This window comes from Streptomyces boluensis (assembly GCF_009908195.1).
GTDB classification, from domain to species: Bacteria; Actinomycetota; Actinomycetes; order Streptomycetales; family Streptomycetaceae; genus Streptomyces; species Streptomyces boluensis.
Genome location: NZ_JAAAHS010000029.1, coordinates 20099 through 36277 on the forward strand (window position 1 = coordinate 20099; position 16179 = coordinate 36277).

General features: G+C 72.1%; 15 protein-coding genes. 7 read left to right on the forward strand and 8 right to left on the reverse strand.

The features are described 5' to 3' along the window. Positions 1 to 127: 127 nt before the first annotated feature. The 3 genes from GUY60_RS06645 (at position 128) to GUY60_RS06655 (ending at position 4751) form a co-directional block, all read left to right on the forward strand. Complete coding sequence (locus GUY60_RS06645; protein ID WP_161694774.1) at positions 128 to 2509, forward strand: ribonucleoside-diphosphate reductase subunit alpha; 2382 nt, start codon at positions 128 to 130, stop codon at positions 2507 to 2509. After that, positions 2509 to 3525, forward strand: a complete 1017-nt coding sequence (locus GUY60_RS06650) for a ribonucleotide-diphosphate reductase subunit beta (RefSeq protein WP_161694776.1) — start codon at positions 2509 to 2511, stop codon at positions 3523 to 3525. Before GUY60_RS06645 ends, GUY60_RS06650 begins: the two co-directional genes overlap by 1 nt. Before the next feature lie 257 nt (positions 3526 to 3782). Further along, positions 3783 to 4751, forward strand: coding sequence for a helix-turn-helix domain-containing protein (locus GUY60_RS06655; protein WP_161694778.1), 969 nt, complete (start codon positions 3783 to 3785; stop codon positions 4749 to 4751). A 33-nt stretch (positions 4752 to 4784) separates the two neighbouring features. Here the strand turns inward: GUY60_RS06655 and def are convergent, their stop codons facing one another. The 8 genes from def to GUY60_RS06695 all read right to left on the reverse strand — a co-directional run bounded on the left by def (position 4785) and on the right by GUY60_RS06695 (position 12377). Then, complete coding sequence (gene def, locus GUY60_RS06660) at positions 4785 to 5444, reverse strand: peptide deformylase (RefSeq protein ID WP_161694780.1); 660 nt, start codon at positions 5442 to 5444, stop codon at positions 4785 to 4787. 59 nt (positions 5445 to 5503) lie between these two features. Then, positions 5504 to 6484, reverse strand: coding sequence for a tetratricopeptide repeat protein (locus GUY60_RS06665; protein WP_161694782.1), 981 nt, complete (start codon positions 6482 to 6484; stop codon positions 5504 to 5506). A 242-nt stretch (positions 6485 to 6726) separates the two neighbouring features. Continuing rightward, a complete protein-coding gene (locus GUY60_RS06670) occupies positions 6727 to 7998 on the reverse strand; it encodes an HD-GYP domain-containing protein (protein WP_376771170.1) in 1272 nt (423 codons plus the stop codon). Continuing rightward, positions 7995 to 9371 carry an HD-GYP domain-containing protein gene (locus GUY60_RS06675; RefSeq protein ID WP_161694784.1) on the reverse strand — a complete coding sequence of 459 codons (1377 nt, stop codon included), beginning with the start codon at positions 9369 to 9371 and terminating at the stop codon, positions 7995 to 7997. The genes GUY60_RS06670 and GUY60_RS06675 overlap by 4 nt, the downstream gene beginning before the upstream one ends. 215 nt (positions 9372 to 9586) lie before the next feature. Beyond that, positions 9587 to 9943 carry a mycothiol system anti-sigma-R factor gene (gene rsrA, locus GUY60_RS06680; protein ID WP_246234386.1) on the reverse strand — a complete coding sequence of 119 codons (357 nt, stop codon included), beginning with the start codon at positions 9941 to 9943 and terminating at the stop codon, positions 9587 to 9589. Further along, a complete protein-coding gene (locus GUY60_RS06685; RefSeq protein WP_187369949.1) occupies positions 9940 to 10611 on the reverse strand; it encodes a sigma-70 family RNA polymerase sigma factor in 672 nt (223 codons plus the stop codon). Before GUY60_RS06685 ends, rsrA begins: the two co-directional genes overlap by 4 nt. A gap of 227 nt (positions 10612 to 10838) precedes the next feature. Then, complete coding sequence (locus tag GUY60_RS06690) at positions 10839 to 11480, reverse strand: alpha/beta hydrolase family protein (RefSeq protein ID WP_161694788.1); 642 nt, start codon at positions 11478 to 11480, stop codon at positions 10839 to 10841. Positions 11481 to 11561: 81 nt separating this feature from the next. Further along, complete coding sequence (locus GUY60_RS06695; protein WP_161694790.1) at positions 11562 to 12377, reverse strand: SOS response-associated peptidase; 816 nt, start codon at positions 12375 to 12377, stop codon at positions 11562 to 11564. 50 nt (positions 12378 to 12427) lie between these two features. Here GUY60_RS06695 and GUY60_RS06700 point away from each other — a divergent pair, with 50 nt between their 5' ends. The 4 genes from GUY60_RS06700 (at position 12428) to GUY60_RS06715 (ending at position 16070) form a co-directional block, all read left to right on the forward strand. Beyond that, complete coding sequence (locus GUY60_RS06700) at positions 12428 to 13150, forward strand: M50 family metallopeptidase (protein WP_161694792.1); 723 nt, start codon at positions 12428 to 12430, stop codon at positions 13148 to 13150. 132 nt (positions 13151 to 13282) lie between these two features. After that, positions 13283 to 14605, forward strand: a complete 1323-nt coding sequence (aroA, locus tag GUY60_RS06705) for a 3-phosphoshikimate 1-carboxyvinyltransferase (protein WP_161694794.1) — start codon at positions 13283 to 13285, stop codon at positions 14603 to 14605. 9 nt (positions 14606 to 14614) lie between these two features. Continuing rightward, positions 14615 to 15625, forward strand: coding sequence for a ribosome small subunit-dependent GTPase A (gene rsgA, locus GUY60_RS06710; protein ID WP_161694796.1), 1011 nt, complete (start codon positions 14615 to 14617; stop codon positions 15623 to 15625). Positions 15626 to 15746: 121 nt separating this feature from the next. Beyond that, on the forward strand, positions 15747 to 16070 hold the full coding sequence (locus tag GUY60_RS06715) for a DMT family transporter (protein ID WP_161694798.1): 324 nt from the start codon (positions 15747 to 15749) through the stop codon (positions 16068 to 16070). Positions 16071 to 16179 lie beyond the last annotated feature (109 nt).

Sequence of the window (16179 nt, forward strand, 5' to 3'; positions counted from 1 at the left end):
CCGGGTGCAGACGACGTCCGGGCCTCGCGGAATGGGCCGGTGGACGCGCTGCGGTACGCCGTTCCCCGGTGCGCCCAACGCCCACTCCCGCCCGCCTGGCCCCGAGCCGAGCGAGGGAGTGCTCCACGTGACCATCGCGCCAGCCGATCCTGTCTCAACCCAGGCCGCACCGGGCCGGGCCGACGAAGACGCCCCAGGTACCGCGCTCCTGCGCACCCTGACCGAGCTGACCGCCGACCTGCCCGACACCGACCCGGGACGGGTCGCCGCAGCCGCACTGCGCGGCCGGCACGCGGGCTCGGACGCGGCCGAACTGCGCGAACTGGCCACCGACGCCGCCGCGGGCCTGATCTCCGAGGACCCGGCGTACTCCCGGCTCGCCGCCCGGCTGCTCACCCGCACCGTCGCCGACGAGGCGGCCTCGCAGGGCGTCACGTCGTTCACCGAATCCGTCGCCGTCGGGCACCGCGAAGGCCTGATCGCCGACCGTACGGCCGCGTTCGTGGCGGCGCACGCCGAGCGGCTCGACGCCCTCATCGACACGGCCGCCGACGACCGCTTCGGCTACTTCGGGCTGCGCACCCTGCACAGCCGCTACCTGCTGCGGCACCCCCTCACCCGCAAGGTCGTCGAGACCCCGCAGCACTTCATGCTGCGCGTCGCGGCGGGCCTCGCCGAGGACGACAGCACCCGAGCCCTCGACGAAGTCGCCGCCCTGTACGGCCTGATGAGCCGCCTGGACTACCTGCCGTCCTCGCCGACCCTCTTCAACTCCGGTACGCGGCACCCGCAGATGTCGTCCTGCTACCTGCTCGACTCCCCTCTGGACGAGCTGGACTCCATCTACGACCGGTACCTCCAGGTCGCCCGCCTCTCCAAGCACGCCGGTGGCATCGGCCTCTCGTACTCCCGTATCCGCAGCCGGGGTTCGCTGATCCGGGGCACCAACGGGCACTCCAACGGCATCGTGCCGTTCCTGAAGACCCTCGACGCCTCGGTCGCCGCGGTGAACCAGGGCGGGCGCCGCAAGGGCGCGGCCGCCGTCTACCTGGAGACCTGGCACTCCGACATCGAGGAGTTCCTGGAGCTGCGCGACAACACCGGTGAGGACGCGCGCCGCACGCACAACCTCAACCTCGCGCACTGGATCCCCGACGAGTTCATGCGCCGCGTCGACGCCGACCAGGACTGGTCGCTGTTCTCGCCGGCCGACGTGCCCGAGCTCGTCGACCTGTGGGGCGAGGAGTTCGACGCCGCGTACCGCAGGGCCGAGGCGGACGGACTGGCCCAGAAGACCATCCCCGCACGGGACTTGTACGGCCGCATGATGCGCACCCTCGCGCAGACCGGCAACGGCTGGATGACCTTCAAGGACGCCGCCAACCGCACCGCCAACCAGACCGCCGAGCCCGGCCACACGGTGCACTCCTCGAACCTGTGCACCGAGATCCTGGAGGTCACGGACGACGGGGAGACCGCGGTCTGCAACCTGGGGTCCATCAACCTCGGCTCGTTCGTGGACGCCGGCTCGCAGGGCATCGACTGGGAACGCCTCGACGCCACCGTCCGTACCGCCGTGACGTTCCTCGACCGCGTCGTCGACATCAACTTCTACCCGACCGAGCAGGCGGGCCGCTCCAACGCCAAGTGGCGCCCGGTGGGCCTGGGCGCGATGGGTCTGCAGGACGTGTTCTTCAAGCTGCGGCTGCCCTTCGACTCCCCCGAGGCGCGCACCCTCTCCACCCGCATCGCCGAGCGCATCATGCTCGCCGCGTACGAGGCGTCCGCCGGACTCGCCGTGCGCAACGGCCCGTTGCCCGCCTGGGAGAAGACCCGTACCGCGCGCGGTGTGCTGCACCCCGACCACTACGGCGTGACCGCGCACTGGCCGGAGCGCTGGGCGGCGCTGCGGGAACGTATCGCCACGACCGGGATGCGCAACTCGCTGCTGCTCGCCATCGCGCCGACCGCCACCATCGCGTCCATCGCGGGTGTCTACGAGTGCATCGAGCCGCAGGTCTCCAACCTCTTCAAGCGCGAGACGCTGAGTGGGGAGTTCCTCCAGGTCAACGCGTACCTGGTGGAGGAGCTGAAGCGGCTCGGCGTCTGGGACGCGCAGACCCGCGAGGCGCTGCGCGAGGCCAACGGCTCGGTGCAGGGCTTCGGTTGGGTGCCCGAGGAGGTGCGTGCCCTCTACCGCACGGCCTGGGAGATCCCGCAGCGCGGCCTGATCGACATGGCCGCCGCCCGCACCCCGTACCTCGACCAGGCGCAGTCGCTGAACCTGTTCCTGGAGACGCCGACCATCGGGAAGCTCTCCTCGATGTACGCGTACGCCTGGAAGCAGGGCCTGAAGACCACGTACTACCTGCGGTCCCGCCCCGCGACCCGGATCGCCCGCGCGGCCGGCTCCCAGAGCGCCGCGACCCCGATCCCCGTGCAGGCCGCCGACCCCGACGCCGTCGCCTGCTCCCTGGAAAACCCCGAGTCCTGCGAGGCCTGCCAGTAATGTCCGAAAGCCGTACCAAAAACCTGCTCGACCCGGGCTTCGAACTGACCCTGCGCCCCATGCGCTACCCCGACTTCTACGAGCGCTACCGGGACGCGATCAAGAACACCTGGACCGTCGAGGAGGTCGACCTCCACTCGGACGTCACCGACCTCGCGAAGCTGTCACCGGGTGAGCAGCACATGATCGGCCGGCTCGTCGCGTTCTTCGCGACCGGCGACTCGATCGTCGCGAACAACCTCGTGCTCACGCTCTACAAGCACATCAACTCCCCTGAGGCGCGGCTGTACTTGAGCCGCCAGCTCTTTGAGGAGGCCGTGCACGTCCAGTTCTATCTGACGCTGCTCGACACGTATCTGCCCGACCCGGAGGACCGCACTGCGGCCTTCGCGGCGGTGGAGAACATCCCGTCCATCCGCGAGAAGGCCGAGTTCTGCTTCAAGTGGATGGACTCCGTGGAGTCCATCGACCGCCTGGAGACCCAGGCCGACCGGCGCCGCTTCCTGCTCAACCTGATCTGCTTCGCGGCGTGCATCGAGGGGCTGTTCTTCTACGGCGCTTTCGCGTACGTGTACTGGTTCCGCTCCCGCGGCCTGCTGCACGGCCTGGCCACCGGCACGAACTGGGTGTTCCGGGACGAGACGATGCACATGAACTTCGCCTTCGAGGTCGTGGACACCGTCCGCAAGGAGGAGCCCGAACTCTTCGACGACAAGCTGCGGGAGCAGGTCACGGACATGCTGCGCGAGGCCGTCGAGGCGGAGCTGCAGTTCGGCCGTGACCTGTGCGGCGAGGGCCTGCCGGGCATGAACACCGAGTCGATGCGGCAGTACCTGGAGTGCGTCGCCGACCAGCGCCTGACCCGCCTCGGCTTCGCCCCGGTGTACGGCTCCGAGAACCCGTTCTCGTTCATGGAGCTGCAGGGCGTTCAGGAGTTGACCAACTTCTTCGAGCGCAGGCCGTCCGCGTACCAGGTGGCCGTGGAGGGCTCGGTCTCCTTCGACGACGAGTTCTGAGCCGGCTTCCGGGCCGCCCCGGGCTGCCCCTCCCCTCGCTCCGCCGCCCTCAACTGCCGGTCCACGCGCCGGTCGTGGAGGTGGCCGATGAGGGAGGGGAGCGCGAGGAGGAGGAAGACCCCGAGGACGCCGACTGTGTTGAGCAAGGTGTGTGTTGAGTTCATGCCCCTTACTCTGGCCCGCCCGGCGCCTCGGGGTGAGTGGCAGGACTGACAGGAAAGCTCGACATCCTGCCAACCCGGCGGCACACTGACGCCATGCTGACGAATGTGGCCGCAGTGCTCCTCGACGACGTGCACCCCTTCGAACTCGGCGTGATCTGCGAGGTGTTCGGCCTCGACCGCGGCGACGAGGGCCTGCCGGTGTACGACTTCGCGGTGGTCTCCGCCGAGGGGCCGACCCTGAACGCCAACGCCGGTTTCACCATCACGACGCCGTACGGCCTCGACCGCCTGGAGGAGGCCGACCTCGTCGCCGTCCCCGCGGCCCGCCCGCACGCCGCCGACCGGCCCTACCCGCCCGAGCTGCTCGACGCCCTGCGCCGCGCGGTGGACCGGGGCGCCCGGGTCCTCTCGGTCTGCTCCGGCGCCTTCGTCCTCGGCGAGGCCGGCCTGCTCGACGGCCGCCGCTGCGCGGTGCACTGGCGGTACGCGCGCGAACTCGCCGTCCGCTACCCGCGCGCCCGCGTGGAGCCCGATGTGCTCTACGTCGACGAGGACCCGGTGATCACTTCCGCGGGCACCGCCGCCGGGATCGACGCCTGCCTGCACCTGGTCCGCAAGGAGCACGGCACCGAGGTCGCCAACGCGATCGCGCGCCGTATGGTCGTCCCGCCGCACCGCGACGGCGGCCAGGCGCAGTACGTGGCCCGGCCGTTGCCCGCCACCGCCTGCGACACCGTCGGCGAGGTCCTGGCCTGGCTTGAGCGGCACCTGCACGAGGACGTCACCGTCGAGCAGCTCGCCGCCCGCGCCCATATGTCACCGCGCACGTTCGCCCGCCGCTTCCTGCAGGAGACCGGCACCACCCCGTACCGCTGGCTGCTGCGCCAACGCGTGCTGCGCGCCCAGGAGTTGCTTGAGTCCGGCGACGAGACGGTCGACGCCATCGCGGGCCGCGTCGGCTTCGGCACCGCGGCCGCGCTCCGCCACCACTTCCTGCGCACCCTGGGCACGACCCCGAACGCGTACCGGCGCACGTTTCAGGGGCCGGCCCGCGTGGCGTGACCGACCCCTGAGACGTGAACTCGACTGTGCGGCCTAGTCGTTGGGCACGACCTCGTACCGCGGCGTGCCCTCGGCCATCTGCCGCAGGGCTTCCTTGCGCTCACGCTTGGAGAGGCGGTCGATGTACAGGTAGCCGTACAGGTGGTCCGTCTCGTGCTGCAGGCAGCGGGCGAAGAAGCCGGTGCCGCGCACGGTGATCGGGTTGCCCTTCTCGTCCTGGCCCTTGACCACCGCGTAGTCGGGGCGGGCGAGCTCGGCGTACGCGGTGGGCACCGAGAGGCAGCCCTCGTTGCCGTCGTCGAGGCGGCGCTGCTCGGCCGGGAGCTCCTGGAGCACCGGGTTGCAGACGACACCGGTGTGCCGCGCGCCGTCGTCGTCCGGGCAGTCGTACACGAAGACCTTGAGGTCGACACCGATCTGGTTCGCGGCCAGGCCCACGCCCTCGGCGGCGCGCTGGCTGGCGAACATGTCGTCGACCAGCTGCGCCAGCTCGTCGCCGAATTCCGTGACGTCCTTGCACTCCTTGTGCAGCACCGGGTTGCCGACGACGGTCACCGGGCGGGCCGTGCCGCGCTCACGGTAGGCCGCCTCACGCGCCTCGCCGTCCTGGGTGTCGATGACGAAGCCCTCGTCGTCGACGGGGAGCACGCCCGCGCTCGCCGCCGTCTGCTGATCGGTGTCCTGCTGCGCCATGTCCGACGTACGCCTTCCTCAACATGCCAGATGATGGGGTACAGCCTACGGGGCCGCCGTCAGCAGACTTCTTCGAGATCCCGCCAGTCACGGGAGTCCGGGCTGTCCGCCACCCAGCCGTCGAGCAGCCCGCGCACCAGGCCCGCGGGCGCCGCGATGCCGCACTCGCGCTCCGGTACCCACAGCGCACCGGGGCTGCGGTGCCCGAGCGGTCCCGGGTGGCCGGGCTCACTGTGGTCGTGCGGGTCGAGGTGCTCGCCGTCGCCCTCGTCGCTGGGCATCCGGGACTCCGAGCACATCCGGCAGAGCAGCCGCACCGAGGACGACCAGTCCTCGGCGGCGAACCCGGCGTCCGCCGCGAGCCGCTCCAGGGCGTCCCGGTCGGCCTCCGTCGCCGCTTCCAGGAGCACCACCCAGGTCGGCACGGGCGAGGGCGCCCACAGCTCGATCTCGTCGAAGACGGGGTACGAGCGGCCCGCGCCGGTGGTCCGCTCGCCGTGCGGGACGCCGTCGTGCAGCACGACCTCGCCCCAGCGCCGGCCGGACGACGGCAGCGGGATGGACAGCACCTCGATCCGGGCGGGGTCGAGGCGGCGGCCCCACACCACTTCGGCCTCGCCCTCCGGGGAGAGCCGCACGGCCGCGCTGCCCAGCTCCATGCCGAGCGGCGCCTCACCGCCGACCGTGCCGCCGGGCACCTTCAGTCCGTACGCCTGCCAGGCGCGGCGGGCGAGGGGCCAGTCCTGCAGGGCGGTCGCGGCGATGCCCACGTTCCACCAGTCCGGGGCGCCGGTCTCCCGGTCGAGCAGGGCGACAGCGCGCAGACCTGCGGCCCGCGCCTGCTCCCAGTCGTGCCGGAACTTGTGCAGCAACGCGAGGTTGAACCAGGACTCCGAGAGCCACGGCTCCAGGTCGGCGGCGCGGGTCAGGAGCGCTCCCGCGTCCTCGTACCGGCCGTCGCCGATGAGCGTGAACGCACGGTCTGTGGCCTGCCGCCAGGAGGCGGAGGGCCGGTGCCGTCCCTTGCCGAAGATCCTCACGATTCCCGCCTGCCCAGGTCGTTCCACAATCAGTGCAGCATCGGGCCTTTGCCCCCGGACACCCTGCACTTCGCATCCAACCATGCCCGGTCGGACGCCCGCTCATTACCCATGGGTTACCCAGGCAGGGCCCGGAGATCCCTGATGGGAGCCGCTGATCCCGGGGAAAGTCCCGGCCCGGCACCACTACGGGAACTCGGTCCCGCACCGGCGTGCGGCGGGCGGGTGCGCGGCCCACGGCCTCAGCCGCCGACCGGGGCGAGACCGCCCCGGGAGAGCACCCGGGCCAGGGACTCCACGACCTCCGGCTGGTGGTCGTGGCCGGTGCCGAGCCGCAGCCGCTCAAGCGCGGCCAGCGGCCCTCCGGGTCCTTCTTTCCGCGCCATCTCGTCGTATGCGTTCGCGGTACGGACGATGCGCGCGGTGAGCGGCTGCTCACGGTACGGATCGGCCTGCAGCTCGACCACCACCGCGACATCGGCGGGCACCCCGGTCTGCCGCACCACGGCCCCGCCGAGCAGGGCGATACGGCGCTGCTCGGTGGCGGGCAGCACGGCGGTGGCGCCGTCGGGCACCGGGTCGACGAGGGAGAGCTGCCCGATGTCGTGCATCAGGGCCGCGTACTCGAGGACGACCAGGTCGGCCGCGGTGAGACCGAGGTCACGGCCGACGGCCCGGCTGAGCGCGGCGACCCGGCGGGCGTGCCCCTGCGGGGTGTACCCGGCGATCTCGGTGGCCCGCGCGAGGGACGTGATGGTCTGCCGGTAGGTGGTGCGCACCGCGGCGTACCGGCTGAAGGAGAGCTGGGTGAGGAGCAGCGGCAGGCAGAACACCGGCAGCGCCCACAGACCCGCGACGGCCACCGCGAGGGCGAGCACGACACCGGTCGCGCCGACCGCGGAGCCGATGCCGCGCATGGCCCGCAGCTCGTCGCGGAGCAGCGGCCCGAACGGCCAGCGGGTACGGGCCCGCACCAGGGCGGCGGCGAGCACCGCGTCGCAGAGCGCGGTGAGCGCGAGCAGCACGACCAGCCACAGCGCGTAGGCGGGTCCCGGCCCGAGCAGGTCCGTCAACTTGCCGGAGTTGTACAGGGGTTGGAAGCACACCGCGGCGAAGGCCGTGCTCAGCACCCGGCGCGCGAGGTGGTCCGGCAGCGGCGCCCGGCCGAGCGCGACCTGCGGCACGCACCCCACCAGGAAGGCGGCCGAGGTCACCGCGACCACCTGGAGGGCGCTGTGCATGGTGGGGTGCCCGGCGTTCTCCCCGAGCAGCGCGTACGCGAGCGCCCCGGCGGCACCGAGCGGTGCGGGCTCCCGCTCCTGGGCCGGGTCGCCCCCGCGGGCCAGCTCACCGACGGCCACGAGGGCGCCGAAGGCCAGGGCCACGCCCCGGTCGGCGAGCCCGGACCACAGCACGTGCGCGAGCGAGCCGAGCACGAGGAGGGCGGTGACCAGGTGCACGGCCCGTACCGCGAGCGGCGCCCTGACCTTGGTGGCGGCGACCTTGGCGCTCACCGGGCGCGGTCCCCGGCGACGGGGCTGCGCGGGCCGCGCGGTGGCGGCACGTTCCGGCGGTGCCTGCCGCCCTCGCCCTCCGGGGAGTCGGCGGTGACGGCGGGACGCCAGCCGTGCCGGTCGAGGGCGCGCACCAGGGCCCGCACCATCTGCGGGTCGAACTGCCGCCCCGCGCACCGCTTCAGCTCGGTCAGGGCGTCCGCGACGGGGCGGCCGCGGCTGTAGGAGCGGGTCGACGTCATCGCGTCGAAGGCGTCGGCCACGGCGACCACGCGGGCGAACTCGGGGATCTGCCGGCCGGCCAGGCCGTACGGGTAGCCGCTGCCGTCGAGCCGCTCGTGGTGGTGCAGGATCGCCGCGCGGGCCTCGCCGAGGAAGCTGATGCCGCGCACCATCTCGTGCCCGTACTCCGGGTGCAGTTCGATGATCCGCCGCTCCTCGGGGGTGAGCGGGCCGTCCTTGCGCAACAGCCGGGTGGGGACGCCGAGTTTGCCCACGTCGTGCAGGATCCCGGCGAACCGGAGTACCTCCACCCGCTCGTCGGCCATGCCCAGCTCGCGGGCGATCAGGACGGACGCCTCCCCGACCCGCTCGCTGTGCCCGCGCGTGTACTCGTCCTTGATGTCGACGGCCTGCACCAGGGCCCGGATGGTGGCCTGGTGGGCGGCGCGCTCGCGGTGGTACTGGGCGAACACCCAGCAGGAGAGGTACATCGGCAGCAGTACGAGGAGGGCGGCCGGTGGCCCGTACGGGCTGCGCCACAGGACGGCCATCATCAGTCCGGCGAAGCCGTGTACGACGACGGGCGTGAGGGAGCGCGGGAAGAGGCCGCGCCAGGCCGTGCGCAGCGGGACCCGTTCCGCCGTCGCCAGGATGCCGCCGTCGAGCGCCGCCACGACCAGGGCGAAGGCCAGCGCGGCGGCCGTGGCGGGGGCGAGGGCGGCCGGGAAGTCCGGCGTCGGCGGGGTGCCCGCGGCGAGCAACTCCCGTCCGCCCAGGGCGACATGGACGGTGGCGGCGGCCGCGCAGGCCACGGCGAGCTGGGCGCCGCGCCAGATCCGGCGGGGCGTGGCGGGGCTGCGCTCGACCCGGGCGAACACGGCGCCGGGCACGGCGACGAGCGCGGCGGCGGCGGGCGGGAGCAGGAACGCCCCGGCGAGCAGCACGGGGAAGAAGGCGACCATGCCGCGCGGGGCACGCTGGCCGAGGAAGCGGCACCGGGTGATCTGCTCGCACCCGGCGTACAGCACGGCGAGCAGGGCAACAGCGCCCCACGGGGTGCCTGCCGAGGTGAGCGCGGGCCCGGCGCAGAGCGCGGCGCAGAGGGCGACGCACCCGATGTAGGCCCAGGCCCGGACGGGAACGGACCGCATCGCGCCCTCCTCCCCCGGTGCTGCCAGCCGTACCAGGTTCCGGAGAATAGGACGGCGGCAGGGCCAGAGAGGGGGGATCGAGGGATTCCGCGGCTTATGCGACCGCGGATTAGCACCATCGGGTGACAGCACCCACGGACCGCCCGAAAGGCACCCCGCGGGGCTTCAACTCTGTGCTACGGCACGGGAGTTCAGAACCCCAAAGCCGGCAGCTCTCAGGACTCCTGCGGCGAAGGCGACGGCGCGGGCGAGGGGTGCCGCTGCGCACGCGCGGGGGCCTCCGCGGCGGCCGTCAGGTCGTGCTCGGGCACGGCCTGGCCCGAGCGGATCAGATCGATCCGGCCCATCACCTTGGCGCGCAGGTCGGTCGGCACGTCATCGTGTCCGCAGCACCTCTTGACCAGCTTCTTCACGGCCTGTTCCAGGCCGTACTTCTCCAAGCACGGGGAGCACTCCTCGAAGTGCGTCTCGAACTTGGTGCAGTCACTGTCGGGCATCTCGTGGTCCAGGAACTCATAGAGATGGTCCAGGACTTCAGAGCAGTCCGTCTCGTGCGGGTCTCCGCAGCTCATGAGCCCGAACCTTTCGTTCCGTTCGACGACTCCGTCGTACCGGTGGTGGCGCCCGCGGGGACAAGGCCGCGGTCCTTCGCGTAGTCCTCGAGCATGCCGCGCAACTGCCTGCGGCCCCGGTGCAACCGGGACATCACCGTACCGATGGGGGTTCCCATGATGTCCGCGATCTCCTTGTAGGCAAAGCCCTCGACATCCGCCAGATAGACGGCGATGCGGAACTCCTCGGGGATCGCCTGCAGCGCTGCCTTGACGTCCGAGTCCGGCAGGTGGTCGAGCGCCTGGGACTCGGCGGAGCGCAGACCGGTCGACATGTGCGACTCGGCGCGCGCCAGCTGCCAGTCCTCGATCTCCTCGGCGGCACTGCGCTGGGGCTCGCGCTGCTTCTTGCGGTACGAGTTGATGAACGTGTTCGTGAGGATGCGGTACAGCCACGCCTTGAGGTTGGTGCCCTCACGGAACTGGTGGAAGGAGGCGTACGCCTTCGCGTACGTCTCCTGCACCAGGTCCTCGGCGTCGGCGGGGTTCCGCGTCATCCGCAGCGCGGCCGAGTACATCTGGTCGAGGAATTCCAGCGCGTCGCGCTCGAAGCGGGCGTTGCGCTCGGCAGCCGTCTCTTCCGCGGCTTCCTGCACGCGGCCCTCGTCGGTACCAGTGACCTGACCCACCTCCTCCAGCGACAGGACGGGATCGAATCCGACCCCGCTCGAATCGGAGGATAGACGACGATCCGGTCCGCCCGCCGCCCGAATAGGGGCGGTCTTGGCCGCTGCCAGCATCGACCTTTCCAGGTCAGCGGCGCTGGCGCGGCTCGGGCAGGCGATCGAACCCATGCGGCGGACTCCCTCACAGTCTCCGGTACTTGCTGACACCCGCCACAACAGCCGTCACGGCCTCAGCATTCCCGAACGCCCTTGATCCAGGCGGCGACTTCACGCGTGATGACCGCCAGCGCCTCGTCCTGAGAAATCTCCGCCCGCTTCGGCACGGCGAAACCGTGATCGCCGTACGGGACCTCCACCAGGTCGTACCCGCCCTCGGGGAACTCCGCGGGCTTGCCGAACGGGTCGTTGCCGCCCTGCACGACCAGCGTGGGCACACCGCTGCCGAGCAGCTCATCGGCGCGCGACTTCTCCGGCTTGCCCGGCGGGTGCAGCGGGAAGCTCAGGGCGAGCACGGCGCACGCGCCGAGTTCTCCGGCGGTACGGCACGCCACGCGCGCGCCCGCGCTGCGGCCTCCGGCGATCACCGGGAGCCCGGGTTCGGTGAGCGCGGGCCACAGGGCGCGCCAGCCCGCGTCCAGGGTCTTCGGGGCGGGCGCCACCTTCTTCCCGGCCACCCGCCAGGGCTGCTCGACGAGGGCCACGGTCACGCCCTGGGTGGGGAGTTCGGCGGCGAGCGCCCGCAGGTCACGCGCCTCGATGCCGCCGCCGGCACCGTGACTGAGGGCGAGGGTGCACCGCGCGTGCTTGCCGGGGAACCAGGTGATGCGGGCCTGTCCCGGCGGGGTGTCGACGAGGGTCACGTTCTTGGTCACGCACCCATAGTGCGCCGCCGGACAGTGCGCCGCCGGATACGCACTGCCGCACGTGCGCTGCCGGATGCGCGCTGCCGGGGGTCAGAACAGCGTTCCCTCCTCCGGCCCCTCCAGCTCCTTCAGCAGCTCGGGCCCGGCGTTGCGCACATTGCTGACCGCGGTCGACACCGGATAGGCCCGCATCAGGCCCTCGGGCGGCGGCGCGAGCAGCCCGCGCAGGTCCGCCACATCGGTGTGCGCGGGGTCCAGCCACGCGTCCCAGCGGTCCGGCGTGAGCATCAGCGGCATCCGCGGGTGGATGTCCGCGAGCGACCGCGGGCCGTCCGCCGGAGCGACGCCGAGCGGGCCCGCCTCCGCCTCCGTGGTGATCACCGAGCACGTCACCCACCAGGCCTGCGGGTGGTCGTCCGGCAGCGTCCGGTCGCGCCAGAACTCGTAGAGCCCGGCCATCGCGAAGACCGAGCCGTCGGCCGGGGTGACGAAGTACGGCTGCTTACGGGGCCGCTTCTTGCGCCCCTCGACCTCGAGCTCGCGCTCCTCCGGGGCGGTCACCCACTCGTAATAGCCGTCCGCGGGAAGGATGCAGCGGCGGCTGGTGAAGGCCCGGCGGTACGAGGGCTTCTCGTGCACCGTCTCCGCGCGCGCGTTGATCATCCGTGCCGCGCCCTCCGGCGACTTCGCCCAGGACGGCACGAGCCCCCACTTCAGGGTGCGCAACTGGCGAACCGGACGCCGGTCGGCGGCGTCTTTCACGGGACGGTCGAGTACCGCGTAGACCTCTTTGGTGGGGGCCACGTTGTAGTCGGCGGCGAGCGCCTCCTCGGGCTCCCACTTCTCGATCTCGAAGATACCGGCGAGATCCTCGGGCCTACGACTCGATGCATACCGTCCGCACATACGTGCCACACTGCCAGATCCGCTTACGCCGACGGGAGCCTGTTCCGCGCATGCACACCACCGCAGCCACGCCCGTGACCGCCCTGTGGGACCGGGTCTTCGGCACTCAGCCGGACCCGGACCAGTGGCTGGTGATCGCCATGGCGGTGGTCGCGCTCGCCGCGGTCGTGCCGCACAGCGTCTGGCGGGTCACCCGTAACGCCGTCACCATCGCGCACGAGGGCGGGCACGGCCTGGTCGCCCTGCTCACCGGCCGCAAGCTCGACGGCATCCGGCTGCACAGCGACACCTCGGGCCTGACCGTCAGCCGGGGCAAGCCCACCGGGATCGGCATGATCCTCACCGCGGCCGCCGGGTACACCGCCCCGCCGCTGCTCGGCCTCGGCGGCGCCTGGCTGCTCGCCGCGGACCACATCACGCTTCTCCTTTGGCTGGCCACGGCCCTGCTCATCGCCCTCCTCGTGATGATCCGCAACGCCTACGGCGCCCTCACCGTGATCGTCACCGGCGGCGCGTTCCTGCTGATCTCCTGGCTGGCCGAGCCGGAGGTGCAGGCGGGCTTCGCGTACGTGGTGGTGTGGTTCCTGCTGCTCGGTGGCGTACGCCCCGCCTTCGAGCTGCAGGGCAAGCGGCGGCACGGCGGGGCGCCGGACTCGGACGCGGACCAGCTGTCCCGGCTGACCCATGTCCCGGCGGGGCTCTGGCTGTTCTTCTTCCACGCGGTCTCGCTGTGCTCCCTGCTCGGCGGCGGCCGCTGGCTGCTCGGCCTCTGAAGACCCGGCCGCGGTTCGCCCCTCCAGCCGTGACACCGGCCCCGGCACCGGCCCCGACCAGCACGAACGCCGGTACGGGGAAGTTATCCACAGGCAAAATCCGGGCCCCGGCTCAGCGATTAAAGTGAGGGCATGACCGAAAACCCCGCGCACACCGCCCTCTGGCCCGCCCCGACCGCGAGCGGAGCCGTCGACGCGACGGTCCATGTGCCCGGCTCCAAATCGGTCACCAACCGCGCCCTGGTCCTCGCCGCGCTCGCCGCCGAGCCGGGCGTCCTGCGCCGCCCGCTGCGCTCCCGCGACACCGTGCTGATGGCCGCCGCGCTGCGCGCCCTCGGCGTCGGCATCGAGCAGACCACGGGTCCCGACGGTGCGGAGGCCTGGCACGTCACCCCCGCCGACCTGCGCGGCCCGGCCACGGTCGACGTGGGGAACGCGGGCACGGTCATGCGCTTCATGCCCCCGGTCGCGGCGCTCGCCGACGGCCAGGTGCGCTTCGACGGCGACCCGAGGTCGTACGAACGCCCGCTGCACGGTGTGATCGACGCCCTGCGGGTGCTCGGCGCGGAGATCGACGACGAGGGCCGCGGCTCCCTCCCCCTGACCGTGCACGGCACCGGCTCCCTCAAGGGCGGCCGGGTCGAGATCGACGCGTCCTCGTCCTCGCAGTTCGTCAGCGCCCTGCTGCTTTCGGCGCCGCGCTTCGAGGAGGGCGTGGAGGTCCGCCACGTGGGCAGCAGCCTGCCCTCCATGGCGCACATCCGCATGACGGTCGACATGCTGCGCGAGGTCGGCGCCCAGGTGGAGGAGCCGGAGTCGGGCGGCGAACCGGACGTCTGGAAGGTCGCCCCCGGCGCCCTGCGCGGCCGTGACCTGACCATCGAGCCGGACCTGTCCAACGCCCAGCCGTTCATGGCGGCGGCCCTGGTCACCGGTGGCCGCGTGAGCATCCCCGACTGGCCGGCCCGCACCACGCAGCCCGGCGACAAGCTGCGCGACATCTTCACGGAGATGGGCGGCTCCTGCGAACTGACGGACAAGGGCCTGGAGTTCACCGGCTCGGGCAAGATCCACGGCATCGACGTGGACCTGAGCGAGGTCGGCGAGCTCACCCCGGTGATCGCCGCGGTCGCGGCGCTCGCCGACGGCCCGTCCACGCTGCGCGGCGTGGCCCACCTGCGACTGCACGAGACGGACCGCCTGGCGGCCCTCACCAAGGAGATCAACGGCCTGGGCGGCGATGTCACCGAGACCGCCGACGGCCTGCACATCCGCCCGCGCGCACTGCACGGCGGCACCTTCCACACGTACGACGACCACCGCATGGCGACGGCGGGCTCGGTGATCGGGCTCGCGGTCGACGGAGTGCAGATCGAGAACGTCGCGACGACGGCGAAGACCCTGCCGGACTTCCCCGACATGTGGACCACGATGCTCGGGAACCAGCAGGGATAAGGCACCGCGATGCGCCGTTACGGCAAGAACCCCGACGAGGACGACATCCGGGTCCGTCCCAACCGCAAGGGCAACCGCCCCCGCACCCACATCCGGCCCAAGCACGAGGACGCCGCCGAGGCCATGGTCCTGACCGTGGACCGCGGCCGCCTGACCTGCCTCGTCGAGGACCGGGTGGTCATGGCGATGAAGGCACGCGAGCTGGGCCGCAAGGCGGCGGTGGTCGGCGACCGGGTGGCCGTCGTCGGCGACCTGTCCGGCAAGAAGGACACCCTGGCCCGCATCGTCCGCATCGAGGAGCGCGCCTCGGTGCTGCGCCGCACGGCCGACGACGACGATCCGTACGAACGCGTGGTGGTCGCCAACGCCGACCAGCTCGCCATCGTCACCGCCCTTGCCGACCCCGAGCCCCGGCCACGCCTGATCGACCGCTGCCTGGTCGCGGCGTACGACGCGGGGCTCTCCCCTCTCCTCGTCCTGACCAAGTCCGACCTGGCCCCGGCCGACAAGATCCTGGAGGCGTACGGCGCGCTGGACTTCCCGTACGTGGTGACCAGCCGCGAGGAGCTGGTCGACGGGGACGCGGCGGGCCGGGTGCGGGAGTTGCTCGACGGGCACGTCACGGCGTTCGTCGGCCACTCCGGGGTGGGCAAGACGACCCTGGTCAACGCCCTGGTGCCGAAGGACCGCAGACGCATCACCGGCCATGTCAACGCCGTCACGGGACGCGGCCGGCACACCACGACCTCGGCGCTCGCCCTCCCCCTCACCGACGCGGAGGGCTGGGTGATCGACACCCCGGGCGTGCGGTCGTTCGGCCTGCACCACGTCGACCCGTCGCGGGTCATCAACGCCTTCCCCGACCTGGTGCCGGGCACGGAGGAGTGCCCGCGCGCGTGCAGCCACGACGAGCAGGACTGCGCGCTCGACGCGTGGGTGGAGGCGGGGCACGCCGACCCGGCGCGGCTGTATTCGCTGCGGCGGCTGCTTGCCACCCGGGAGCGGCGCGAGGGGGACTGACCTCGTCGTTGTTTGCCCGGCGGACCGCGCGGTGAATGCATAATCGGCACCGAACCGGACAGGCGGTTCGCGAGCGGACGAAGCGGACAGCGGTTCGCCGAGGCGTGGGAGGCACACATCCATGGCGTGGCTGCTGGTCATCGTCGCCGGGTTCCTGGAGACCGGCTTCGCCGTCTGCCTCAAGCTCTCCCACGGCTTCACCCGGCTCTGGCCGACGATTTCCTTCGCACTGTTCGCGCTGAGCAGCTTCGGCCTGCTGACCCTGGCCCTGAAGCGGCTCGACGTCGGCCCCGCGTACGCGGTGTGGACCGGGATCGGCGCCGCGGGCACCGCGATCTACGGAATGATCTTCCTCGATGACCTGGTCTCCACGCTGAAGCTGGTCTCGATCACGCTGGTCATCGTGGGCGTCATCGGCCTCCAGCTCTCGGGCGGATCCCACTGACCGACCCGTCGGCCGACACACACTGAGCCCCTGCCCGGCACGCACCGAGACACCAGCCGCCCGGCCCGCGCCGAGACCCCCACGGCGCCCTATCCACCCGGACCACCCC